At 55.6% G+C, this 23207-nt stretch carries 18 protein-coding genes; 12 read left to right on the top strand and 6 right to left on the bottom strand.

All coding sequences use genetic code 11. From position 1 onward, the window contains the following. Window positions 1–28 precede the first annotated feature (28 nt). Window positions 29–814, bottom strand: a complete 786-nt coding sequence (locus Q5H33_RS05440; protein WP_034880031.1) for a mechanosensitive ion channel family protein — start codon at window positions 812–814, stop codon at window positions 29–31. Between the two features lie 225 nt (window positions 815–1039). Between Q5H33_RS05440 and Q5H33_RS05435 the strand changes: the two genes are divergently transcribed. The 4 genes from Q5H33_RS05435 (at window position 1040) to Q5H33_RS05420 (ending at window position 5624) form a co-directional block, all read left to right on the top strand. Then, entirely contained in the window at window positions 1040–2266 is a 1227-nt protein-coding gene (locus Q5H33_RS05435) for an Mbeg1-like protein (protein WP_072043244.1), read from the top strand. Continuing rightward, window positions 2266–3471 (top strand): DUF2974 domain-containing protein, encoded by a 1206-nt coding sequence (locus tag Q5H33_RS05430; protein ID WP_302423426.1) that lies wholly within the window; start codon window positions 2266–2268, stop codon window positions 3469–3471. The genes Q5H33_RS05435 and Q5H33_RS05430 overlap by 1 nt, the downstream gene beginning before the upstream one ends. Before the next feature lie 169 nt (window positions 3472–3640). Then, window positions 3641–4315, top strand: coding sequence for a TetR/AcrR family transcriptional regulator (locus Q5H33_RS05425; protein WP_095279238.1), 675 nt, complete (start codon window positions 3641–3643; stop codon window positions 4313–4315). Window positions 4316–4433: 118 nt separating this feature from the next. Next, window positions 4434–5624, top strand: a complete 1191-nt coding sequence (locus tag Q5H33_RS05420; protein ID WP_034880025.1) for a pyridoxal phosphate-dependent aminotransferase — start codon at window positions 4434–4436, stop codon at window positions 5622–5624. A 381-nt stretch (window positions 5625–6005) separates the two neighbouring features. Here Q5H33_RS05420 and gnd read toward each other — a convergent pair whose 3' ends face one another. From gnd to Q5H33_RS05405, 3 genes are all read right to left on the bottom strand, one after another. Next, window positions 6006–6899 (bottom strand): phosphogluconate dehydrogenase (NAD(+)-dependent, decarboxylating), encoded by an 894-nt coding sequence (gnd, locus tag Q5H33_RS05415; protein ID WP_033524194.1) that lies wholly within the window; start codon window positions 6897–6899, stop codon window positions 6006–6008. Window positions 6900–7097: 198 nt separating this feature from the next. Then, a complete protein-coding gene (locus Q5H33_RS05410; RefSeq protein ID WP_004220202.1) occupies window positions 7098–8426 on the bottom strand; it encodes a GntP family permease in 1329 nt (442 codons plus the stop codon). A gap of 236 nt (window positions 8427–8662) precedes the next feature. Next, a complete protein-coding gene (locus tag Q5H33_RS05405) occupies window positions 8663–9202 on the bottom strand; it encodes a gluconokinase (RefSeq protein ID WP_226588963.1) in 540 nt (179 codons plus the stop codon). A gap of 288 nt (window positions 9203–9490) precedes the next feature. Between Q5H33_RS05405 and Q5H33_RS05400 the strand changes: the two genes are divergently transcribed. Next, the gene (locus Q5H33_RS05400; RefSeq protein WP_117658914.1) at window positions 9491–10213 is read left to right on the top strand and encodes a FadR/GntR family transcriptional regulator; all 723 of its coding nucleotides are present in this window, start codon (window positions 9491–9493) and stop codon (window positions 10211–10213) included. Between the two features lie 287 nt (window positions 10214–10500). Here the strand turns inward: Q5H33_RS05400 and Q5H33_RS05395 are convergent, their stop codons facing one another. Further along, on the bottom strand, window positions 10501–11784 hold the full coding sequence (locus Q5H33_RS05395; protein WP_065435524.1) for an MFS transporter: 1284 nt from the start codon (window positions 11782–11784) through the stop codon (window positions 10501–10503). Window positions 11785–12213: 429 nt separating this feature from the next. On the opposite strand from Q5H33_RS05395, the gene Q5H33_RS05390 reads away from it, so the two are divergent. The 7 genes from Q5H33_RS05390 (at window position 12214) to Q5H33_RS05360 (ending at window position 21989) form a co-directional block, all read left to right on the top strand. Continuing rightward, window positions 12214–14214 (top strand): tetratricopeptide repeat protein, encoded by a 2001-nt coding sequence (locus Q5H33_RS05390; RefSeq protein WP_065437681.1) that lies wholly within the window; start codon window positions 12214–12216, stop codon window positions 14212–14214. A 296-nt stretch (window positions 14215–14510) separates the two neighbouring features. Beyond that, window positions 14511–14705: a 50S ribosomal protein L28 gene (rpmB, locus tag Q5H33_RS05385; RefSeq protein WP_003807649.1), complete on the top strand. Its 195-nt coding sequence runs from the start codon at window positions 14511–14513 to the stop codon at window positions 14703–14705. 393 nt (window positions 14706–15098) lie between these two features. Next, complete coding sequence (locus tag Q5H33_RS05380; protein WP_065435447.1) at window positions 15099–17789, top strand: ATP-dependent DNA helicase RecG; 2691 nt, start codon at window positions 15099–15101, stop codon at window positions 17787–17789. A gap of 44 nt (window positions 17790–17833) precedes the next feature. Beyond that, entirely contained in the window at window positions 17834–18427 is a 594-nt protein-coding gene (gene rsmD, locus Q5H33_RS05375; RefSeq protein WP_065438947.1) for a 16S rRNA (guanine(966)-N(2))-methyltransferase RsmD, read from the top strand. Between the two features lie 21 nt (window positions 18428–18448). Beyond that, window positions 18449–19438 (top strand): AraC family transcriptional regulator, encoded by a 990-nt coding sequence (locus Q5H33_RS05370; RefSeq protein ID WP_226555277.1) that lies wholly within the window; start codon window positions 18449–18451, stop codon window positions 19436–19438. Between the two features lie 248 nt (window positions 19439–19686). Continuing rightward, complete coding sequence (locus tag Q5H33_RS05365; RefSeq protein WP_081291372.1) at window positions 19687–20940, top strand: MFS transporter; 1254 nt, start codon at window positions 19687–19689, stop codon at window positions 20938–20940. A 50-nt stretch (window positions 20941–20990) separates the two neighbouring features. Beyond that, on the top strand, window positions 20991–21989 hold the full coding sequence (locus Q5H33_RS05360; RefSeq protein WP_081290039.1) for an alpha/beta hydrolase: 999 nt from the start codon (window positions 20991–20993) through the stop codon (window positions 21987–21989). A gap of 148 nt (window positions 21990–22137) precedes the next feature. Here the strand turns inward: Q5H33_RS05360 and trmD are convergent, their stop codons facing one another. Further along, on the bottom strand, window positions 22138–23067 hold the full coding sequence (gene trmD, locus Q5H33_RS05355; protein ID WP_302423413.1) for a tRNA (guanosine(37)-N1)-methyltransferase TrmD: 930 nt from the start codon (window positions 23065–23067) through the stop codon (window positions 22138–22140). Between the last annotated feature and the right edge of the window lie 140 nt (window positions 23068–23207).

Here is a 23207-nt window from a genome sequence, read left to right as displayed (position 1 = left end):
ACCGCGATTTCTTATGTTCGCGAGGATATTACGATTCTTTGTTAATGGCGCGATTCTCAAGAAAATCAGCATTGGCGATGGAACGTGCCACGGCGTTGATCATGTCGGGAAGCAACGATTCCGGCTTGGCGTACGCGCACACTTCGACATTGATGCCGTAAGGGGAGTAGCCGGTCAGTCTTACTTTCGGAGGGAAGCGCGGATCGGCCAAATCGGCGGTATCGCGCTGCACGGCCTGAACCACCTGACGGGTCATCTCGTCGATGTCGGTACCGGCCTTGGCGGTAAACGGCACACGAACCAGCATCTCATTGGACGGATTGAGTTTTTCCAGTGACGCGGTGTTCAGAATCGAATTCGGAATGATCTTGACGTTGCCATTGCGCTCGCGCACCACGGTCTGACGCCAGTTGATATCTTCGACCACGCCATCGGTGCCCGCCACATTCACCAGATCGCCCGGCTGGATTACACGGCCAAGCATCAGACCGAAACCGCCGATGATGTTCGCGATCGTATCTTTCATACCGAGCGACACCGCAAGACCACCAATGCCGAGCGCGGTGAAAATCGTGGTCGGATTAATGCCGAATACCGGCTGCAGCACAGTGCCCACAGCCAACGTCCACACCACCGCGCGCAGAATATTGATGAAAATCGAAGCGTTCGGCACTTGCGAACGGTCCAGCACTTTGCTCACGATTCGGGTAAGCGCCTTGTCGATAACGGCCGCAAGCAGTGCAACGACAATGAGCAGAATGATTTTTCCGGAATTGGTTTTCAGCCAATCCACAACGATTCCAATCGGTTCCATAGTGTTCTGAAGCGTCCCTTCATAAGTTTGATTCGCATGCATTACTGGTGCGCGCGACTTGCGTTCGCTGCGTCTGCGATGCGTGTTCGCAACTTGTGTTCGCACATATCCTACAGTGCGTGGCTGAGTCGGTTTGAGCGTGGGTGTGCGGGGGCGTGCGCGAGAACATGTGGGAATGCGCGTGGTGACATGTGTCCGGAGCCGTGAACGGACTAAAGTTGAGGCATGGGCAATGTTGTGGATTATGTGCGCCGCGAGTTCCGCGGGTTTGGCGAATTGGCGTTCAGCAATGTCGATTCCTTGGTGCTTTCCGAGCTTTCCTACATGCGATTGCCGGGCTTGGTTCCAGCATTCGGCGAGGCCAAGTCGGTGGCGACCGTGCCGATCCGTGACTTGCTGCGCGCCGAAAGCTACGATGAGATGTTTGTTTCGAATTCCTCTGAAATGAATGATTATCGGCTTTCGTTGCTGCGCGCGGTTTGCGAATCGCCGCGATTCCGCGGGTTGCGGGTGGGGGAGTATGACGAACGTTTGGATGAGGGCGAGCAGCAGCAATTCGCTGCGATGACCTTCGATTTGGGTGCCGATTTCGGCTTATATGTTGCGTTCCGTGGCACTGACGGCACGCTCGTCGGTTGGAAAGAGGATTTTAATATGGCGGTGCGCTGCCCAGTGCCGTCGCAAGAATCGGCATATCGATATGCGGACTCGATTCTGGACAGGACGGAACGTTTCCTCTCGGCGAAAAAATCACCCGACATTATGATCGGCGGGCATTCCAAAGGCGGCAATATGGCGGTATATGCGGCCATGCAAATCACGCAAAGCGATATTGAAGCGACCAACGAACGCGCGCAACGGCTCGGACTGCTGCCGGCGCTCGGAGGAAGCGTGCCGGGACGCAACTGCAGAATCTCCCGCATCTTCTCGCATGACGGTCCTGGAATGTCTCAAGTCATGGTGCATAGCCGCGCATATCAGGCAATCGCGGCACGAATCGACAAAACCGTGCCGGAATCCTCCATTATCGGCATGCTGTTGCAATCGCAAATCAAACCAACCTTCGTCAAAGCCGACGCCATAAGCATTCTGCAGCATATGGGATCAAGCTGGCAAGTGACGCAATCCGGCGAATTCGAGCAGGCAAGCGAGCTGACAGGCGGTGCGCAACTCATCGGCAAAACCATTGACGGATGGTTCGACCGCGTAAGCCAGGAACAACGCGAACGGGCCATCAACCAGATATACGACATCTTCGCAGCCGCGGGGTACGGTAATATCGCTGATCTGGTGGCGCATTGGACGGATTCGCTGCCGAAAATCGTGGCAGCCGCCAGAGGTACCGACGTGCAAACGCGCGAACTCATCAAAGACGTGTTCAAGGCGATTCCAGCCAGTGCGGCGAAAGTCGCTGTCGGGGAACTGCGCAACGACAAGGAGGGGGATGCGTGATGGGCAATATTATTGACTATGCGCGCACGGAAACGCGCAGTTTCGAGGCATTGCCGTTCCGCGAGGCCGACGCATTGGTGTTGGCGCAGCTTTCGTACGACGAAGTACCGGAATGCGTGCTGCGATTGGACGATTTGGTAGCGAAATACGGTACGTTGCAGGTGCGTGCGAAGCAATTCGATATTCGGCGTCCGATCGCATCGTTGCGTATGCTGCGCAAGCCCCCGTTTGGCGGCGTGACGATTGCGCGTGCCGATGACGAGCTGAACCACGACAAGCCCGTGGCCGACCATGATGTGGAGAACGTGGGATTGGTCGATCCGCAGGTGACGCACGACTTCTACCATGCTGTGGCGGCGAATCCGCGGTTTTCCGACGTTGAGATGAGCGCGTATTGCGAGCAGTTCGATGGTGGTGCGCAAACGCAGTTCGCGGCAGTGACTTTCCGGCTGCCGTCGGGAACGCTGGTTGTGGCGTTTCGGGGTACTGATGATTCGCTGGTCGGATGGAAGGAAGACTTCAACATGGCCTTCCAATACCCGGTTCCAGCACAGGTTTCCGCAGCTGAATACCTGAAAAAAGTCGCCTCGCTGTGGGATGGGCCGATACTGCTGACCGGTCACTCCAAAGGTGGTAATCTGGCCGTATATGCGGCCATGAACGCCGAAGACGAGATCAAGGACCGCGTTGAACGCATTTACTCGCTCGACGGGCCGGGTTTCCCCGAAGAAGTGGTGAAAAGTTTCGAATATGCGAGCGTGAGCGACCGCATTGTGAAAATCGTGCCGGACTCCTCGGTGGTGGGCATGGTGTTTGAAACCCCCGAACGTTGCGTGGTGGTGAAATCCGACGTGGACGGCATCATGCAGCATTTCGCCTTCTCGTGGCAGATGCACGGGGGTGAATTCGCCAAGGCCGAAGATGTGGCCGACAGTTCGGTGGTGTTCAACAAGTCGCTGAACGGCTGGCTTGCGGGACTTTCCAAAGAACAGCGTGAGCATGCGGTCGACGCGCTGTTCTCCGTGCTTGAGGCTTCCGGTGCGGGCAGTATTTCTGCGATCGTGGCGGCCGGTCCGAAAGTGATTCCTGAAATGCTCGGCACATATGTTGGCTTGAGCAGTGCGGATCGGCGCAACATCAATCAGGCGTTGGTGATTCTGTTGCAGGCGGCGCTCGCTCGCAATCCGAAAGTTCAGCGAAAGTGAAGCGCGAATGAGGCGTGAGTACTGTGCGAACGTGGGCGGGCACTGTTCGCGTAGCGTACTTGTGTTGTAAGCGTGAATTCGTATACGACATTTGCCGAAATTCGGTCTAGACAACTTGTACAATAAAACGTGGTTATGAGGCAACGTGACTAATTATTAGGGGGTACTGATGCCACGACCACGTAGGGATTCGGAAATCCTGCCAGCAAAAGATCGTCTCGAAAACGCCTTCTGGGAGCTGCTTTCGGAACGCGAGTACAACAAAATCACCGTCACCGACATCGTGCGCACGGCCGACGTGAATCGCAATTCCTTCTACTATCATTTCTCCGGACTGCCGGAATTGGCCGACTCCGCCATTCTGCACGCCGTCGAAGACACGCCAATGCCGGGCGTGCCAGGGCGGGATTTCAATCCTGACACCGAATGGCGCAAGCACGTCACCGCGTTGCTGCGCGATCCCGAACAGCGTCAGCGTCTCGACCGATTGGCCTTGCTGGCAGGTCCGCACAGCTCGCCGGAACTCGTTTCGTCACTCAAGGAATTCGGGCGACTCACCATGATTTCCGTACTTGGACTGGATGCCGACAACCTCGATCTGAAAACCGATCTCATGCTCGATTTCACCGTCGGAGGCATGCTGGCCGTACTGCAGCGCTGGCCGAAACTGCATGAAAAACTGCCGCTCGACACCGTATTCAACGAGGACGTCGCCGTACTCGCGGCGGGCATGTTCATGTCAATGTCGAAAGCGGACATGCTCGAATACTGGCGCAGGATCTTCAGCGAAGGATTCGTACCCGGCATGGCGATTTCGCAACAGCAGCCGCCGTCTGCCAAGTGACCATCGAAAGCCGGCTGTGACAATCCAGTGGTAGAAACGATATAGCGGCGTTTTTCCGCGGATTGTTCCGTGGAAAAACGCGAACGTGCGAAATGAACGAACGACGGGGAGGTTGTCCATGATCAACGAAGCTTACAAGGCCATGCTCGGCGGAAAATCCGTGATCCGCGAGCTGAGCGAATACGCGACCGCGCGCGGTGCCGAAATCGGCTACGAGAACGTGTTCGACTATTCGTTGGGCAATCCGAGCGTGCCCTGCCCGCAAAGCTTCACCGACGAAATGATCGCCCTGTACCAAGAGGCGGAACCGGTCGCGTTGCACGGATACTCGCCGTCGCTGGGCATTACCTCGGTGCGCACGGCCATTGCGGAAAGCCTCAACCGCCGCTTCGACATGGACTATACGACCGACTACATCTTCCCGACCACGGGTGCGGCCGGCGCGCTGGCCCACGCACTGCGCGTGGTGACCAAGCCTGGAGACGAAGTCATCACCTTTGCCCCCTACTTCCCTGAGTACCAGCCGTATGTCAACGGAACCGGCGCGCACCTGACCGTGGTGCCGGCCGACACCGAAAACTTCCAAATCAACTTCGAAGCGTTCGAACAGGCGCTGAACCCGGGAACCGCGGCGGTGCTCATCAACACGCCGAACAATCCTTCCGGAGCCGTCTATTCCGCCGAAACGCTGACCCGACTGGCTGAAATCCTGCGCGCCAAGCAGGTCGAATACGGGCACGACATCTTCCTGATTTCCGACGAACCATACCGTGAAATCGTGTTCGATGGGGGTGTGCAGCCGTACCCGAGCAAGTTCTACGACAACACGCTCTCGTGCTACTCGTACTCCAAGTCGCTGTCGCTGCCGGGCGAGCGCATCGGCTACGTGGCGGTGAACCCGCGCGCTACCGATGCCGAACTGATCGTGCCGATGTGCGGGCAGATCAGCCGCGGAACCGGCCACAACTGCCCAGGATCCAGCGTGCAGCTGGCCGTGGCCAAGGTGGTGGACGAAACCAGCGATCTTTCCGTGTACGAGAAGAACATGAACCTCTTGTATGACGCGCTGGTGCGCCTCGGATTCGACGTGGTGCGCCCGGGAGGCACGTTCTACATCTTCCCGAAGGCGCTTGAGGATGATGCGAATGCGTTCTGCATGAAGGCCAAGGATTACGACCTGATTCTCGTGCCATCCGACAGTTTCGGCGTGCCCGGCTACTTCCGTATGGCGTACTGCATCGATACGGAAAAGGTGGAGCGTTCCATCGCCGCATTCGAAAAGTTCGTGCACGAAGTCTACGGCCGCTGAGCCCTGTGTGCGCTCGCTGGAGGAATTCGGACGCAAATAAGCCAAAGGGGTGTGTATCTGCCTTATATATGGCAGAAACACACCCCTGTATATATGGCAGAAACACACCCCTGTCCGGAGCTATCTCGCTTATATATGGCAGGTCGGTTGGCTAAAACAGCCAAAAACGTACCCCCGAAGTGCTGTTTTGCTGAGGACGTCTGCCATATATAAGCGAGATAGGCGTTCTTAAGCTGTGTGGAGTGTCCGTTTCTGCAGAATCGGACGTTCATAGGCTGGTTTTTGGTGTTTGGATGTCCGTTTCCGGTGAATCGGACAGTTGGGCTGATGTTTTTGGGTCCTGTTTGTCCGTTTCTGCAGAATCGGACATTCAAAGCACTCTCAGTGGGTGGCGATTTCGTCGATCTTGGTGACGTGGCCGCCGAACTGGGCGCGCATGGTGGAGACGACGCGCAGAATGTCGTCCGCGCCGCCGCGGGAAGTCTGGCGGGCATACAGCGCGGCCGCGGTGGAGGGTGTCGGCACGCCCAGTTCGAGCGCAGCCTCGATCATCCACTTCGCCTCGCCGGATTCGTTGGCCACCGGCGGCATGGATTCCAGCGTCGGATCGGACTTGAACGCGATCGCCAGCAAATCCAACAGCCAGGACTGTACCACGGAACCGTCTCGCCATGAAGTCATCACGGCCGCCGGATCCTTGATGAGATCGGACTTCACCATAGTGGCGAAACCTTCGCCGAACGCCTGCATCATGCCGTATTCGATGCCGTTGTGCACCATTTTGGCGAAATGGCCGCCGCCGACCGGGCCTGCGAGCACCAGTCCGGAATCGCCTTCAGGCTTGAGCGCTTCGAAAATCGGGCGAGCGCGTTCGAAATCCTCTTCGCTGCCGCCCACCATAAGCGCGTATCCGCGGTCAATGCCCCATACGCCGCCGGAAACACCGCAATCCATGAAATGGATGCCCCTCGGCTCAAGTTCGGCCGCGTGGCGCGCGTCATCGGTGTAACGGGAATTGCCGCCATCGATGATCATGTCGCCGGGTTCCAGCAGCTCCGCCAATTCGTTGATGGTGCTGTCGGTCGCCTCGCCTGCGGGCACCATCACCCACACGATGCGCGGCGCGGTGAGCGCTGCCACCATCTCTTCGAGGCTTGCCACGGTGCGATCCGATTCGGGGGAGCGGTCATATCCGACCACCTCGTGCCCGGCCGCCGCGATGCGCTTCGCCATATTGCCACCCATTCGGCCCAGACCGATCATTGCCAGCTGCATGATGTTCTTCTTTCTACGGTTTTGTTTGATATGGAATTTGATTGGGATTGGTGCCATCCACCCGCTTTCAGCATCTTCCGCAACGCAGAAAAGAAGATGCGGAAAACGAATGGACGGCAAGTTTTTTGTATTTCAGATATGTTTTTTCAGATATGATGCGCGCGAATCGCAATCGCAATTCGTGTGCGAAGTGTTGCGTCAAAGCACCAACGAAAGCAGCATGACGCAACCCAAGCCGGTGACCGACAGAATCGTTTCCATCAGCGACCAGGTCTTCAATGTCTGACCGACGGTCATACCGAAGTATTCCTTGACCAGCCAGAATCCTGCATCATTCAGGTGCGAGAAGAATACGGAACCTGCGCCGATGGCGAGCACCAGCATCGCCAGATGCGTCGGGCTCATGCCGGTGGCGAGCGGCACCATAATGCCGGATGCGGTGACGGTGGCGACGGTTGCGGAGCCGGTTGCCAGGCGGATGAGCACGGCGACCAGCCAGCCTGCGATCAGCGGATTCATGGCGGATTCGGTGATCGAATTGGCGATCACGTCGCCAATGCCGGAATCGACAAGCGTCTGCTTGAAACCACCGCCGGCGGCGACGATCAGAATAATGCCGGCGACGGAGCTGAACGACTGCCCGACCATGCCATTGACCGCGTCGCGAGTGAACTTCTGCATGTAGCCGAGCACAACCATCGCGAAAATCGTGGTGATGAGCAGAGCCACCAGCGGAGTGCCGATGAAGGCGAGCGCGCGTCCCCATACGGTTTCGCTCTGGCCGGTCAGATCCACGATGGAAGATGCGAGCATAAGCACGACCGGCAGCAGGATGACGGCGATTGCGGAAGTGAAAGACGGGCGGTTTTCCGCGGATTTCGGGGCTTCTGCCTCAGCAGTGTTTTCTGGGGCCGCGATCGGCACCCACTTGGCGGCGAGCTTGCCGAACAGCGGGCCGGAGATGATCACGGTCGGAATGGCGACGATCAGGCCGAGCGCCAGGGTGATGCCAAGGTTTGCGTTCAGTGCGCCGATGGCGGTCAGCGGGCCGGGGTGCGGCGGCACGAATGCGTGCAGGGTGGACAGGCCTGCGAGGGCTGGAATGCCCAGCAGTACGACCGGAGCTTTGGCGCGGCGGGCGGCGAAGAGCACCACCGGAATGAGAATGACCACGCCGACTTCGAAGAACATCGGAATGCCGACGATGAACGCGATCAGTGCCATGGCCCACGGCAGACGCTGCAACGGCGTCTTGGACATGATGGTGTCGACGATGGTGTCGGCGCCGCCCGACTTGAACAGGATCGTGCCGATGATCGAGCCGAATGCGATAAGCAGGCCGACGTTGGCGATGGTGGAACCGACGCCGGACGTGAAACTGTCGAATGCCTTGTCGTATTCCACGCCCGCGCACACGGCCATCGCGAATGAGCCGGCAAGCAGGGAAAGGAACGGATGCACTTTGCATACCGCGATAAGGAGAACGATGATGGCGATGCCGATGATCGCCGCAGCAATAAGGTTCATGAATCCTCCTCGATTCATGGGGTTGGCTTGCTAGATTTGTCCGATTCTGGAGATTCGGACATATGGAAGCCCATTTTGGGTGCGTACATGTCCGTTTCTGGTGAATCGGACAGTTGGGCTGCTGTTTTTGGGTCCTGTTTGTCCGTTTCTGTGGAATCGGACAAACATGCACCGGTTTTGGGTTTTGTCTGTCCGTTTCTGCCGAATCGGACACATGCGGACTGGGGAATGGTGGGTTAGGCGGCCTGGGTTGCGGTTTGGGCGGCCACAGTTGCGGCGTAGGCGTTCAACGCTTTGATGGCACGGTCGACCATTTCGTCGACGCTGCCTTCGATGGAGATTTCCACGCCGTTCTCTTCGGGGGCAAGCGGCTCAAGAATGGCGAACTGGCTTGGTAGTAGCGCGGGCGGCATGAAATGGCCCTTGCGTTCGCTGAGCCTCTGCTGAATGAGCTTGTGGCTGCCGTTGAGGTGAATGAAGAATGTGGGCACGTTTTTGGCGAGCACCTCGCGGTAGCTGCGCTTCAACGCGGAGCTGGACACCACGGTGTTTTCGCCGAGCGCCTCGCGTGCCACCATCCAGGAGTTGATGACGTTCAGCCATGGCCAGCGGTCCTCATCGGTGAGTGGAATGCCGGCTGACATTTTGTCGATATTCGCCTGCGGATGGAAGTCGTCGCCTTCCGCGTACACGTATCCGAGTCGTTCATGGATGGCTTCTGCGACGGTGGATTTGCCACATCCTGCAACGCCCATCACCACTACGTGAATGCTCATGTTGTTCTCCTTGCTATTGATGATCCTGTGCCGCTTCGCACCAGGAATAAGACTACTATAAACCGTAAAAGTAGTATCAGTCAAATAAAAAGTACTACGAATTGGAAAAATCGTGTGACTTGCTATGCTGGAGATAGTGCAAAATGGCGGTAAATCACGCAATCGCAGATACGCAATCATCTGCGATTGGTGATTGCCGTGCGTGTCGCAGAATGCGTGAAACATGCCGTGAAACAAAGCAGGCATGTTGTGAAGTGGGCAAGGGAGGAGCGATCGATGGCTGAAAGCATGGCGGGCTCAGAACATATCGGCAGCGAGCTGTTGCAGGATTCGGTGAGTCGAACGCTCGCCATCGAAATGCTCGACGGCGTGTGGAAGGCTGGCGAAAGCCTTACGTTGGAAGCCTTGCAAAGTCGTTTCGGTATTTCCAGAACCGTGGCGCGAGAAGTCGCGAAAACACTGGAATCCATGAATGCGGTACTCGTCAAGCGTCGCATCGGACTTGTTGCACGTCCATTCGGCGAATGGCAGGCGCTCAACCATCAGGTGATCGAATGGCGTCTCCACTCCACGCAACGCGAACGGCAGCTGTCATCCCTCACTGAGCTGCGACTGGCCGTCGAACCGGCTGCGGCCGCCTCCGCCGCGCGGCTCGCTCCCCTCGACGTCAAGGCGAAATTCCCTGTGTACGCGGCGCGAATGCGGCAGATCGCCGAAGCCAACGAGGAAGGCGAAGCGGGGCTCGCGCAATTCCATGATCTTGACGTGGAATTCCACACGTTGATTCTGCGCGAAAGCGGTAATGAGCTGTTCGCGGCGCTTTCCGACACCATCGCCACCGTGCTGCGCGGGCGTGTGGAACTCGGCAAATACCCGATGAAGCCGAAGTCCGACGCGCTCGACGCGCATGATGCCGTAGCCGACGCGATTGCCAAAGGGGAGCCTGAACGTGCGCGCAGCGCCATGCTCGACATTGTCGACGAAGTGGCGCGCGCCCTCAATTTCTTCTGATTTTCGCGCCAAACTTGCTTTCTTCGGTGAAAAATCGCAATTGCGATTACTATGCGGCCGACTCTTGCCATGCGCGACTTTTCAGACGTAAGGCGACATCGGAAATACGGCATGAAGGCAGCTCTGCCAACGTTTCTTTCGGTGAATATGAAGATGCCGGGGAATACCCCCGGCGGCTTGGAGCCTTCCTTGTTGCCAAGAGAAAGCTTCACTATTGCAGCAAAATGCGCATGCAGAATCAATCGGTTGCGGTGATTGAATCTACATGCGCATTTAGTAGACAAGTACTACTTGCGGGTGGGGTCTTTTTGCAGGAGAAGGAAGATGAGGGCGACGATCAGCAGGATTGCGATCGAAAGCACGCCCACCGAAGCGTTGCCGGTCAGCGACGTGGTGGTCGCAACGAGGAAAGTGCCGATAATCGAAGCGGTCTTGCCGAAAATATCATAGAAACCGTAATATTCGTTGGCACGATTCTTTGGAATGATCTTGCCGTAATACGAGCGCGACAACGCCTGAATACCGCCTTGGAACAGGCCTACGAGAATCGCAAGAATCCAGAATTCCGTTGCGGAACGCAAGAAGAACGCGGCAAACAACACAATGCAGATATAGGCGACCACAGCCGTGGTGATCATGGTTTTCGCGCCGAAACGACCGGCAAGCTTGCCATAAGCGATCGCGCTCGGGAATGCCACGAACTGCGTGACCAGCAGCGCCATTACCAGATGCGTAGAGTCGATGCCCAGCTGCGTGCCGTATGAGGTGCTCATGGAAATCACCGTGTTCACCGCGTCTATATAGAAGAAGAACGCAATCATGAACATCCACAACGGCTTGTTCTTGCGGATTGCACGAAAAGTGGAGCCGAGCTCTGCGAATGTGCCGCGGATGGCCTCACCGGTCTGACCCGCGGTAGCGCGGTAGTGCACCTGCTTATAGCTGGTGAGCAGCGGAATGGTGAACGCCACCCACCACAATGCGGTGATTACGAACGAAGCACGCGTGCATGCCACCGTGGACCATCCAAGCAACGACGGACCGCCGAAAATCAGCGCGATACAGGCGATAAACGGAATCGTGGAGCCAATATAGCCCCATGCGAAACCATGCGAGGACACGCGGTCCATACGTTCATTCGACGTGATATCGACCAGCATGGAATCGTAGAACGTGAGCGAACCGTTCAGGCCGACCGTGGCGAGAATGCACACCACCAAGAAAACGAGCCAGCTGAGCGGCAACGCCATCGCACAGCAGGCGACCACGCCCGTCAGGAAGAATCCGGTAAAGAACTTCACCTTCATGCCCTGCACGTCGGCCATGGATCCAAGCACAGGCATCATCACCGCGATGATCAGCGACGCGATGGTCTGCGCGTACCCCCATGTCGACACGATATTCGATTGGCCGGCGGACTGCAGCAGCGAGTTTGCGTAGATTGGCACGACTGCGGTCGACAGCATCACGAATGCGGAATTGCCGACATCGTAGACGATCCACTTCTTTTCGCGGGTGGTAAGTTTTGCGTTGGGGTCCGGCATATGCTCTGGGGCAGTCTCTGTGGCCATGTCGGACGTAGGTGCGGATGCGGGCGCTGTTGCGCGTTCGGACATGATTGTTGACTCTTTCGAATAAACCGTCAATTCACTATTGTATATATTACAATTCATCTTAAGCGGCTGTAAGGGGAGCGCTCTGCCGTTACGCATGAACATTGCATGAACATTGCGACTGATGTGTGATCGACATAAAAAATCTGAAATATCGAAATGCTGCAAATAATACTGGGAATACTGAAATGACGGAGATGAACATGTGCAGATTGTAGATTGCACCATCTGTATGTTGATGTCGTATGTTGATGTCGTGAAAAACGTTCGCAGAACGGTATATTGGAACGTGTCAAAATACTGGGAAAACACGAACTAAGTTTGCTGTGTGTGACTGCCGCCGCGCTGTTGCGTCGGCATATTTCTGCGAAGAGTCGAGGAGTCTGTATGAGTGGGGAAGTTCCGGACATGCTTGGTGCGAACGCTGAAATATTGCGCTCGATATTGAGCCAGCCATTGCCTGACACGCTTGACATGATCATCTGGCGTGGCGTCACGAACTCCGCGCAAGCGTTGCCATTCGAACGATTCGCGGCACGACTTTTGGTGGAAGCCGGTGCTGCGGGCATCCGAGACATTGCTGCCGAAAACGATTTTGATGTGATCCGACTGAGCACGACGAAACGATTCTGGCTGCGCTGCAACGGCAACGATCTTTCCAATGAACAATTCAATGTTGTGCAGGCGGTCGAATCGGCGCTTAACCGCATCGACTATGCCGACGACGAAGCGCGCAGGGCGGTGCACGGAGGTATGCCGGAAGCGTGCATCGACGAAAACTTCTATATTGCGAAATCGCAACAGTATCTGCGAAACGTGTCGGGTGCGATCGTGGCAATCGACGGTCTGCAGGAAGGTGAAAACAACTTCCGTAGAATGAGGGGTACGGAAGGGGCACGCGGCGGAAATTGGGATATCAGCACCAGATTCGCCAATGTTTGCGAAAATCTCGAATTGCCTTTCCGCTTGCATTACCGATTTGACGTCGATGCGTCCAGCGGCGTGATGGTGGTGCGTTTCAGCATACCGAACACGGCGATCATGCCGGTTGCGTCGCAATATCGCGACGGATTCGCCTCCGCGTATGCCGTGCGATTGGCGGGCATGCTTGCGTGGGCGGCGTTCTCGTCAAGCGTACGACTGACGCAAGTCGATCTGACCGGTTGCGTGGGGGATGCTGACGGCATTCCCGTGATTTCCATGGGATTCGATCGCGTGCCATTCATGATGGGTGCGCTGCCTGCCATGAAAAACGGACAATGCGACGTGGTTCCGTTGGATGTCGATCCGCTGGCGCTGCTCAATTTGCTGCGCCCGGTGCGTTATGTGGGTTTCTTTGATGGGAACCGTGCCCTGACGCCAATCACACCGCTGGCAACGTCAGCCGTATTCTTGGAGAAACGTGTTTCCGAATGGCAGGATCAACGTGCGCTGCCTGAAGGATTGCGGGGATTCCTACGTGCCGACCGTGCCTGCGAACTTGACGTGATGCATGACGAATCGCCGGTTTCCACCGATGATGTGAACGCGATTATGGAAGAAAACGAAGGATCCCCCATGGTCGCCGAACTCCAATTGGAAGCCGCGTTGGCGCAACTTGGCGAAAGCGGTGAAGCAGGTGGGGTGTGCGAAGCGGGCGGAACTGACGAGACAGGCGTAGCGAAAATTGGCGAAAATGGCGAAATTCCGCTCTACTGCAGCCGTCCAGGCGTGCGACTCATCATCTCCCTGCTAGACGGCGACGAACACACGCGCTACTGGAAACTGCCGGATGCTGTAGTCGACGTACACCAGAATCTTGGGGAACTCGCCAAAAACAATGGCGACTATGAGCGCGCGGAACGTGAGCTGCGCGCCTGCATCAAACTTGCCCCAACCAGCGTACGTTTCTACGAGGAACTATCGCAGGTATACGCAAGAACCGACGAATACGGCAAAGCGGCCGACGTGCTCATCGGCGCGTTGAAAATCGCAGTGCTGCCTATCGATTGCGAAGTGCTCTACTATCGACTTGGCTACGCATTGTGGCAGTTGGGACGTCTGCCGGAAGCGCTCGCCTGCTATGCGATGATGGTCAACGGCGGCACGCCATTCCGTACGGCCGCGCGCGATGAGGCCGAAGAAGTGAGTAGGCAGATGGGATTGCCTTCGCCGGATATGAAATATGGGGATGCGTGCGATGCGTTGCGATCCGGCGGCGTGCCGGTTGCGCCGGAAGACAAGGTGTTAGATACGATTGCCCGCGCCGCGATTTGCCTGACGGATGCTGGTTTCCCGCTACTGGCTCAGGATGCGGCTTGGATGCTTGGAATGCGCGATGGCGGTGATGTGATCGGCGCGGTTGCGATGAGCCTGCGTTTTGGAGCCGAAGGGCGGTCGAAGAACTAGCGCGACGACGCCGGGTGGGGTGTGCTGGGCGGTTTGACTGGCTGGCGGCTCGGGCTATGACTGGCTGGCGGCGTCTATGCGCGGGCAAATGGTGGTTTGGATGCGCTGTCTGCCGACCTGACGCATGTTGACCAGACAGCGGCATTCCGGGGAATTTAAGGCGATTGCTATCCACAAATTTGCGATTGGCTGGGGCTGGTTGTATAGTTGAGAAGTTGTGTGTTCTGCCTTGCATTCAGTTGCGGGGCATCGAACGCGCAGACTTGCAAGTCAATAGTAATTATAGGGAGTCCATTATGGCAGCTCGTTGCGCAGTGTGCGGCAAGGGACCGCAGACCGGTTTCACCGTTTCGCACTCACATATTCGCAATAAGCGCACCTTCCGCCCGAACCTGCAGCCGGTTCGCACCACCATCGACGGCGAGAACGTTCGCGTTCGCGTTTGCGTCAAGTGCATCAAGGCTGGCAAGGTTCAGCGCGTTGAAGCGTGAATCGCGAAATAACAGCTTGAAACCCCGGTAGACCAATGGTCACCGGGGTTTTGCTTTATCTTGATCCCGCCAGGGCTTTAAGCGTTCGGATTTCTCCACTCGATGGAGAAATCTTCCCGCTTACAGTGGCGTTTGCGTCCGTATTCCTCCAGTAGGTGGAGGAATACTCCCATTGGTTGGCTGGTTTGCGTCCTGATTTCTCCAGCGACTGGAGCTTTTTGCCCGCTGAGGGGCTTGTGGACGGGGTGATTTCTCCAGTGGGTGGAGGTTTTTGCCCGCTGAGGGGCTGGTTTGCGTCCGTATTCCTCCAGCGAGTGGGGAATTTGGGCGGTTTGAGTCGTACCCAGTGGTAGAAGCCGCATCTGTCGGCATAACTGGGGAGAATGGTGCGTTATGAGCACCACACTGGAAACACCGATTTCATCAATCGAGAGCAACCGCCGCAGAGTCGGCGCGCTGAAATCGCTTGGTGTGGTGTCAGTTGGCGACGCCCTGACCTATTATCCGTTCCGCGTAACCGATCCGGTTCCCGCGCGCTCACTGCATGAAGCGAAAATCGGGGAGAAAATGGCGTTCGCCGCGCATGTGCTCGAAACGCGCGTTTTCCCCATGGCACGTCGAGGCTTCCGCCTGATCGCAACAGTCACGGACGACGATTTCGCAGCGCGTCGCAACACCCCAAAATCGTTGGCGTCGCTGGTCTTCTTTTCGTATCGCAAATCGTATGTTGACTGGGTGCAGCGCAAACTGCACGCGGGAGCGCTGCTCGTCGTCGCAGGCGAGCCAAGCGTGTACGACAATCGTCTGCAATTCACGCATCCCGACCTGCTCACCATCAATCCCGTGCAATCGCAGTCGGAAAACGGGGAATGGAACGACGGTTTCGGCGATCCTGCGAATCCGCCTCTCGGCAATCTAAAATACGATGCGCAAACGATCGACGAAGCGCTGAAACGAGTTTGCCGTCCACGACCGGTATATCATGCAACTTCGCGAATTTCCAGCGAACATATTCATGAATCGGTATTGAAATATATGGATGCGTTGCGCGGAGCCGAATATCTGGCAACGCAAAATGCAGGGAATTTCTTAGATAATCCTACGCAAGAAGGGGATTTTGATATTCCCCAAATTGATCGAGAAATACAGATTAAAGTACTCGGTAATGCTATTCCCGATATTATTCCGGAAGATTTTCGTGAGGAATATGGGCTTATGCATCGTGCTGAGGCATTCATGGCGATTCATGATCCGGTTGATCGCAAGAATTTCGATAACGCCTTGCAAACGTTGCGATATGAGGAAGCGCTGATCTGCCAGACCGCGCTCGTCAAATCACGCGATGCATCGCGCAAATCCAAGGCTACCGCATGCCCTGAAACGCGGTTGAAAGACGATTTCATCGCGTCGCTGCCATTCGCCCTTACGAACGGCCAACAGCAGGTCATCGCCGATATTTCCGCCGATATGGCGCACGATTACCCCATGCAACGATTGCTGCAAGGCGAGGTCGGTTCCGGTAAGACCGTGGTCGCGGTTGCTGCCATGATGCAGGCCGTCGGATCAGGCGGCCAGGCCGTGCTTGTAGCGCCAACGCAGGTTCTTGCCGAACAGCATTATGCGAGCATTTCCACAATGGTATCCAAACTGGGAAAAAGCGACGCAAATTCGAGTGATAATCAAAAAAATCTAGATGATGCCAATGCGCGGCGAAGCAATAAACGGTCCGCGCAAAGTTCGAAAGATGGGGAATTCGACGCAAAAACAATTCACAATAATGCTGTGGATAAAGGTGTACAACTTGCAGACCTTCTTGATTTGGCCGCATCTGATGATGTGGAAACCGGATTTTCCGGCAAAGGAAACGATATATTTGGCACAAAAGATGGGGAGATTCCTGTATTTCTTCTCACGGGAAGTATGCGACTTGCCGAACGTCGTCGCGTGCTCGCAGCAGCCGCATCGGGCATGCCCTGTATCGTCGTGGCGACGCACGCCGCATTTTCCAAGAGTTTCCAGGCGCCGAACCTTACCTTGGCGGTGATCGACGAACAGCACCGCTTCGGTGTGGAACAGCGCGAATCGTTGAATTCCAAGGGTTCTACGGCGCCTCATCTGTTGGTCATGACGGCCACGCCGATTCCGCGCACCGCAGCCATGACCTGGTTCGGCGATCTCGACATTTCCTCGCTGACCGAACTTCCCGGCGGCCGCAAGCCGATTCGCACATTCGTGGTGCCGGAAGACAATGCGTCGTTGATGGGCGAAATGTTTGCCCTGATTCGCAAGCGCATCGACGCGGGGGAACGTGCCTACGTGGTCTGCCCGCGCATTGACGCCGATGCCGAAGATGCGGACGGCGCGCTGGCGGCGTCAGCGGCTTCAGGCTCGAAAACCGCAGGTTCGTCGGCCGCGGCTTTTGACGACGCCTACGATCTTGGCGAAGACGACGACCGGCGCGCACAACGCCCCCCGTTGCATTCCGTGGCGGAAATCGTGGAGCGTCTGCAATCGCTGCCGCAGTTCAAAGGCATTCGATTCGCCACGTTGACCGGGCGTGACGATGACACCACAAAATCGCAGGTCATGGCCGATTTTGAATCCGGCATAACACCGATTCTGGTGGCGACCACGGTGATCGAGGTCGGCGTGGACGTGGCGAAAGCCAGCTGCATCGTGATTTTCGATGCGGACCGGTATGGGCTTTCGCAATTGCACCAGTTGCGTGGGCGCGTCGGCCGAGGCGGCACCGATTCGGGGGCTTTCCTGATTTCGCGTGCGCCCGCGGACAGTGATGCCGCCCGCCGTCTTGACGTGATTCAGGGCACGTTGGATGGTGCCGAAATAGCGCAGGCCGATTTGGAATTCCGCGGCGCCGGCGACGTGCTCGGCGACGCGCAATCTGGCGGAAAGTCAGGTTTGAAGCTGCTTCGTGTGGTTAAGGATGTGAAGATTATTGAGCATGCGCGGGTTGAGGCTACGAGGCTTGTCGCTCAGGATCCTGATTTACTCGAACATGTGCAGTTGGCCGGGGCGGTGCTTGATTTCACGCGCGGCAATGAAACGTTCCTGACCAGTAATTAGTTTGGTGCGATTAATTAATCGCCTGGCACGCTAGAGTGGTGCGTATGCGCGTAATTTCAGGACGATTCAAAGGCGTTGCATTGACCACGCCGAAAGCGGGCACTCGACCGACCACCGATCGCACCAAAGAGGCGATTTTCTCGCATCTCGATTCATGGGGAGTGTTGGACGATGCCCGCGTGCTCGATTTGTTTGCAGGAACCGGCGCTTTGGGCATCGAAGCATTGAGCCGTGGCGCACGAGAGCTGGTGGCGGTGGAATCATCCGCTCCGGCGGCCGCATTGATCGCGCAGACGCTGACCGCGTTGAAACATAACCGTTCGTGGGAACATGGCATGAGTGCCCGCGTGGTGAAGGCGCGCGCGGAAAAATACGCGGCTTCAGCTTCGGCCGTTGAACCGTTCGACATGGTGTTCATCGACCCGCCGTACGCTTTCGAAACGAATGATTGCAACCAGCTGCTCGCCGATCTTGCCAGCCGTGAACTGACTTCCAACAACACGGTGATCATGCTGGAACGATCCACCCGTTCCGAAGAGCCCACGGCTCCAGAAAACTGGGAAATCACCGATCGGCGCGATTACGGCGAAACCGCCGTGTACTACATCGAACTAAGCAAGCCAATCGCTGAATCGTAAATTCGGCGCTATGATGTCAGCATGTTTACCAGTGCCGCATCGTCGCGAATGTTTTATGTCGACAGCGAACTCGATTACAGTTCGGTGATCAACTCCGATCACCGCGAATCTTGGGGCAGTAATCAGCTGTATCCAGCAATTGTGCGTGTGCATACGGAAATGCCTGCGCAGAATGTGCCATTGCATTGGCATCTTGGCTCGGAACTGGTATATGCGCGTCATGGTGACGTTCGTTTGTTCATCGACGGCATGGACGTTACTCTGCGCAGCGGGCAGTTGTGCTTGATTAGTCCCAAAGCCCTGCATTCCATTCATCCAATGCCGCATGATGATTCACAGAACGTGTTATCCATATCCTTCGATGGTGAATACTTGTCTCGCATGTGTCCGGAATTAGCGAATATACGGCTGAATCAAGGGGTTGTCTACGGAGTAGATGGCATTGTGGACGGTCAACTCCTTGGCTTGTGCGAGCAGATTGTCGGTTGTGTGGAAAATGATGGCTCGGCGCTGCAGATGCTGCAACTCAATGCGTTGCTGTATGAGCTGCTTTATCATGTGTGTACCCAGTGTACGGTGATGGATTGCTATACTACTGATGGTGAGGCAAAACATATCAGTAGTAACGCAGTCTGCAGTACTGCACATGCTTTCAATGCTGGCGATGTTGCGACTGTCAGCGAAGGCTCGGGTGTTGGCGTGCGTCGTATCACTGAATATATGGAACGGCATTACGCGCAGGATCTGTCTATCGGGCAGCTCGCATCACAGTTCGGCTATTCACGTGAGCACTTCTCTCGACTATTCAAACGCGGCACAGGAGTTACGCCCGACCGATATCTGACGGAAATCCGGTTGCAATCGGCTCTTGATGATTTGCTCAATACTGGCGATACCGTTGCGCAAATTGCGCAGCATAATGGATTTCCCAACGTGCGATCGTTTACAACAGCATTTGCAGCACGTTTTTCCGCTACTCCTGCAGTATATCGACGTGCTCACAACGCATAAAATATGTAGTGCGGGCGCTTGCGTAACGTTATGCTTAACTCTTGCGTAACGTTATGCTTAACTTGAGTGATTTTTCGCAAAATCAAGTATTCTCAGCGTGTCACAAAACCGACTTTTTCTGTCAAAAAGTCACCTAAATAGTTGATATGTGCTCTCGTAAGCTGAAATCACAGCCGCATGTCGTAGCAGACAAGCGGCACAGTGCACGTGAACAGTGTGCATAAAGAGAAATAGCGAAGGAGCGAACTATGAGTGATACCACCGTGACAGCTAAAGCTGCCCCAATGTCGCAGCTGCCGCAATCCGGACCGAAACGAGTCATGCTTAAAGGTGCAATCTTGTCTCTGGCTCTGCTGCTACAAAGCATTTCCGTTACTGCAGCAGTCGTGTCCAGTCTTAAACAAGACTTTCCCAACGCTTCTGCCATGGAACTGCAATGCTTTGTGACAGTGCCTGTGCTGGGTAACATCATTGCCACGCTGATTGGAGGACGCTTCGCCACAAAAATCGGTAAGAAAAACCTGTGTATCATCGGTACGTTGTTGTGCTTCATCGGTGGTTTTCTGCCAATGTTCGTGCCGATACTTGATGGACAAACCGCGCTTCGTGTGTTCGCAGGTTTTGGTTTGGGTTTGATCCAGCCGTTGTCTGCATCGTTGATTGTCGATTGCTTCAAAGGTAAGGAAGCGGACACACTGATGGGTTTCCAATCCTCTGCGGTTGGTTTGGGCGCCACTATTATTTCTTCCACCATTGCAGGCATCATGTCGTTCGACTGGCACTACTTCTACTACGTGTATTTCTTCGCACTGGTGGTTATGGTGATTGTGTTGTTCTTCATTCCGAACGCAGTAAACGACTTGGGTCGTGAAGAAGTAATTTCCACTGAAACTAACGCAGCTCCGAAGCAGCGCAAGAAGATGCCGATTTCCGCGTATTTCGGCATGTTGCTACAGATCATTTTTGCCACTGGTTACGGCTTCTACACTATCAATCTGTCGCTTGCCGCTGAAGAAACCGGCACCATCACCGCAGTACAAGCGGCAACGGTCATCACCATCATTTCCGTGTCTTCCCTGATTGGTGGTCTGTTCTTCGGACTTGTCAAGAGCTTCGTCGGCATGTGGGTTGGCGTGATCGCCATCGCCATGCAAGGTATTGCACTGCTCATTTGGGGTAATACCACTTCGCTTGCCGCTTGGAACGTGGCTGGTGTGCTGCTGGGCGTGGGTTTCTGCTGGTTCATGCCATACGTGAACATTCTGGTGAACGAGCATACCGATCCATCCATCTCTGCACAGGCCACTTCTTATGCGTTCTTCGGCAACTCCGTTGGTTCCTTCATTCCGCCGTATGCATTCGCAGCACTGGGCGCAATCACCGGTATCACCAGCCCGTGGAAGTCCATGAACATGGGTGCCGCATTCATGGTCGTGTGCATCGTGCTCATCCTGGCATTCATGGCGTCGGAAAAGAAGAAGACTGCAGCAATTGTTGCCTGACGGCAATTCGTGTACTGCAACATGCATATTGAAAAATGGAGAAAACAATAATGATTGATATCGAAACCATGGTAGAACCACCCGCGGCGGAGCCACTCAAACCAATCTTCACACCAGTCGATAAAGTCGCGGAATTCCCCCATTCCGATGAGCTGCCGGAAGGTTGCCAAGTATTTGACATCAACACTGACGATTTCTTCTACTCCACGTATATAACGCACGAAACATATGTGACGCGACGTGACGTGGACGGCAACGACCTCGATCTGCAGATGACCATCTACACACCGTTCCATGACGATGGCAACATGCCCGACGGTAAACCAGAAGCAGGTTGGCCGGTAATCGTGATCATACGTGGAGCCGCTTTCTTTAAGCCGAACCTGTCCAGTTTCAACAGTCTATATATTCGACTGGCGGAAAAGGGATATATGGTTGTAGTGCCGGAATATCGTCCAAGCACCGTCGATCCGTTCCCTGCACAAATGCAGGACTGCAAAACCGCTGTACGTTATGTGCGCCGCAATGCCGAACGGCTGGATGCTGATCCTAATCGCATCGCATTATTCGGTGACTCTGCTGGCGGCCATACCGTACTTATGGCAGGTTTTACCGGTGATCGCGAGCCGGATACTCCAGATTACGGCGAGACCAGTGCTGAAGTGCGCTGTATCATCGACTGGTATGGTCCCACCGATTTTGTGAAAATGAACTACTATCCGAGTTCGCAAGATCACAATCCTGCGCAATGCCCGGAAGGTATGGAACTCGGCGGCGTTAGTGTGCTGGAAAACCCGGAACTGAGCCGTGCAGCTTCGCCAATGACCTATTTGAGCGCTGACAGGCCGACTCCGCCGACCTTGATTATGCATGGCGGTCGTGATCTGCTCGTACCGTTCAACCAGAGTTGCAGGCTGTATGCGACCATGAAGGTGCTTGATAAAGACGTGACTTTCTACAAGCTTGACAATGCCAGCCATGCCGCCTATGGATTCCGCAGTGACAAGGCAATCGGGTTGGTACTTGATTGGCTGCGGAAGCGTTTGTGAAACTGGCGGATAATGCGGTAATGCTGTAACGTTACCGAACTGCTGCCAAATCGTTGCCGAGTCGATATGAGAAAACGTCAATCCGATGATGTTACTTGCATCTTGGATTGACGTCTTTCGTATTTGCGCTTTTGGGAATACGCGACTTTTATCGCTTGCGGGGGTAGGGGCCGGAGACTTCCCAACCGAGCGACATAAGCGTCTTGCGATCGGCCTTGTCGAGCTTGGTGCAATCCAACGCTTCGATCAGGTCGGGACGCAACTCATTGGTTTTCTCGAGCGCCTCATCGCGGCGGAAACGATCCACCTTCGCATGATTGCCGGAAAGCAGCACGTCCGGAACCTTGATGCCACGCCATTCGGCAGGCTTCGTGTACTGGCGGTGTTCCAACAGCGCATTATCGCCCGTATACGATTCCTCAACAATCGAAGCGGCATTGCCCATAAAACCGGGCAGCAGCCGCGTGATCGCCTCCAGCATGACCGACACTGCGACCTCGCCGCCGTTCAACACGTAATCGCCGATCGAATATTCGCGCACGTCAATGCCTTGCGCGCGGTAATACTGCGGAATGCGCGCGTCATACCCTTCGTAACGGCCGCAGCCGAACAGCAGATGATCGGCATGGCTCAGTTCCGTCGCATCCTGTTGTGTGAACAGCGGGGCGGAAGGATTCGGAAAAATCAGCACAGGACCTGCGGAAGATGGTGCAATATCAGTTTTTTCGGAATTCTCAGGACCTTCGGAAGATTGTGCAGTGTCGGAATCTGCAGTATCGCAAGAATTGCCAGTATCGAAGGAATCCGCAGAATCCTCAATATTTTCCGTATTTTCGATTACCGCAGGCTCAAGCTGAAGCAGCTCGTCGAGGCATTCGCTCCACACTTCCGGCTTCATCACCATGCCTGCGCCACCGCCGACAGGAGTGTCATCGACGGAATGATGTACGTCGTGCGTCCAGTCGCGCAGATTGTGCGCGGTAACCTCCACAAGCCCTTTCGACTGCGCTTTGCCGAGCAGACTGAGGTTCAGCACTTCAAAATATTCCGGGAAAACAGACACGATATCGATCTTCATAATGTTCAGAATACCGGGATGCCTGCCAAATAGCGGAAAACAAAAGGTGGGCATGGAAATCCAATGCCCACCTAATAAGTAATTGCGATCACAGACCCGGAATAAGACCTCCAGGCGGATCGAGGGTCAGATAGCCCTCT

The sequence above is a fragment of the uncultured Bifidobacterium sp. genome, from assembly GCF_959020145.1.
In the GTDB taxonomy this organism is placed as follows: Bacteria; Actinomycetota; Actinomycetes; order Actinomycetales; family Bifidobacteriaceae; genus Bifidobacterium.
The sequence above is the reverse complement of the archived record's forward strand: the minus strand, read 5'-3'. Positions and strand labels throughout refer to the sequence as shown.

Excerpts from the sequence above, each read along its gene's own strand:
- Q5H33_RS05440 (WP_034880031.1), bottom strand. The coding sequence starts at position 814 with ATGGAACCGATTGGAATCGTTGTGGATTGGCTGAAAACCAATTCCGGA.
- Q5H33_RS05435 (WP_072043244.1), top strand. The coding sequence starts at position 1,040 with ATGGGCAATGTTGTGGATTATGTGCGCCGCGAGTTCCGCGGGTTTGGC.
- Q5H33_RS05430 (WP_302423426.1), top strand. The coding sequence starts at position 2,266 with ATGGGCAATATTATTGACTATGCGCGCACGGAAACGCGCAGTTTCGAG.
- Q5H33_RS05425 (WP_095279238.1), top strand. The coding sequence starts at position 3,641 with ATGCCACGACCACGTAGGGATTCGGAAATCCTGCCAGCAAAAGATCGT.
- Q5H33_RS05420 (WP_034880025.1), top strand. The coding sequence starts at position 4,434 with ATGATCAACGAAGCTTACAAGGCCATGCTCGGCGGAAAATCCGTGATC.
- gnd (WP_033524194.1), bottom strand. The coding sequence starts at position 6,899 with ATGCAGCTGGCAATGATCGGTCTGGGCCGAATGGGTGGCAATATGGCG.
- Q5H33_RS05410 (WP_004220202.1), bottom strand. The coding sequence starts at position 8,426 with ATGAACCTTATTGCTGCGGCGATCATCGGCATCGCCATCATCGTTCTC.
- Q5H33_RS05405 (WP_226588963.1), bottom strand. The coding sequence starts at position 9,202 with ATGAGCATTCACGTAGTGGTGATGGGCGTTGCAGGATGTGGCAAATCC.
- Q5H33_RS05400 (WP_117658914.1), top strand. The coding sequence starts at position 9,491 with ATGGCGGGCTCAGAACATATCGGCAGCGAGCTGTTGCAGGATTCGGTG.
- Q5H33_RS05395 (WP_065435524.1), bottom strand. The coding sequence starts at position 11,784 with ATGGCCACAGAGACTGCCCCAGAGCATATGCCGGACCCCAACGCAAAA.
- Q5H33_RS05390 (WP_065437681.1), top strand. The coding sequence starts at position 12,214 with ATGAGTGGGGAAGTTCCGGACATGCTTGGTGCGAACGCTGAAATATTG.
- rpmB (WP_003807649.1), top strand. The coding sequence starts at position 14,511 with ATGGCAGCTCGTTGCGCAGTGTGCGGCAAGGGACCGCAGACCGGTTTC.
- Q5H33_RS05380 (WP_065435447.1), top strand. The coding sequence starts at position 15,099 with ATGAGCACCACACTGGAAACACCGATTTCATCAATCGAGAGCAACCGC.
- rsmD (WP_065438947.1), top strand. The coding sequence starts at position 17,834 with ATGCGCGTAATTTCAGGACGATTCAAAGGCGTTGCATTGACCACGCCG.
- Q5H33_RS05370 (WP_226555277.1), top strand. The coding sequence starts at position 18,449 with ATGTTTACCAGTGCCGCATCGTCGCGAATGTTTTATGTCGACAGCGAA.
- Q5H33_RS05365 (WP_081291372.1), top strand. The coding sequence starts at position 19,687 with ATGAGTGATACCACCGTGACAGCTAAAGCTGCCCCAATGTCGCAGCTG.
- Q5H33_RS05360 (WP_081290039.1), top strand. The coding sequence starts at position 20,991 with ATGATTGATATCGAAACCATGGTAGAACCACCCGCGGCGGAGCCACTC.
- trmD (WP_302423413.1), bottom strand. The coding sequence starts at position 23,067 with ATGAAGATCGATATCGTGTCTGTTTTCCCGGAATATTTTGAAGTGCTG.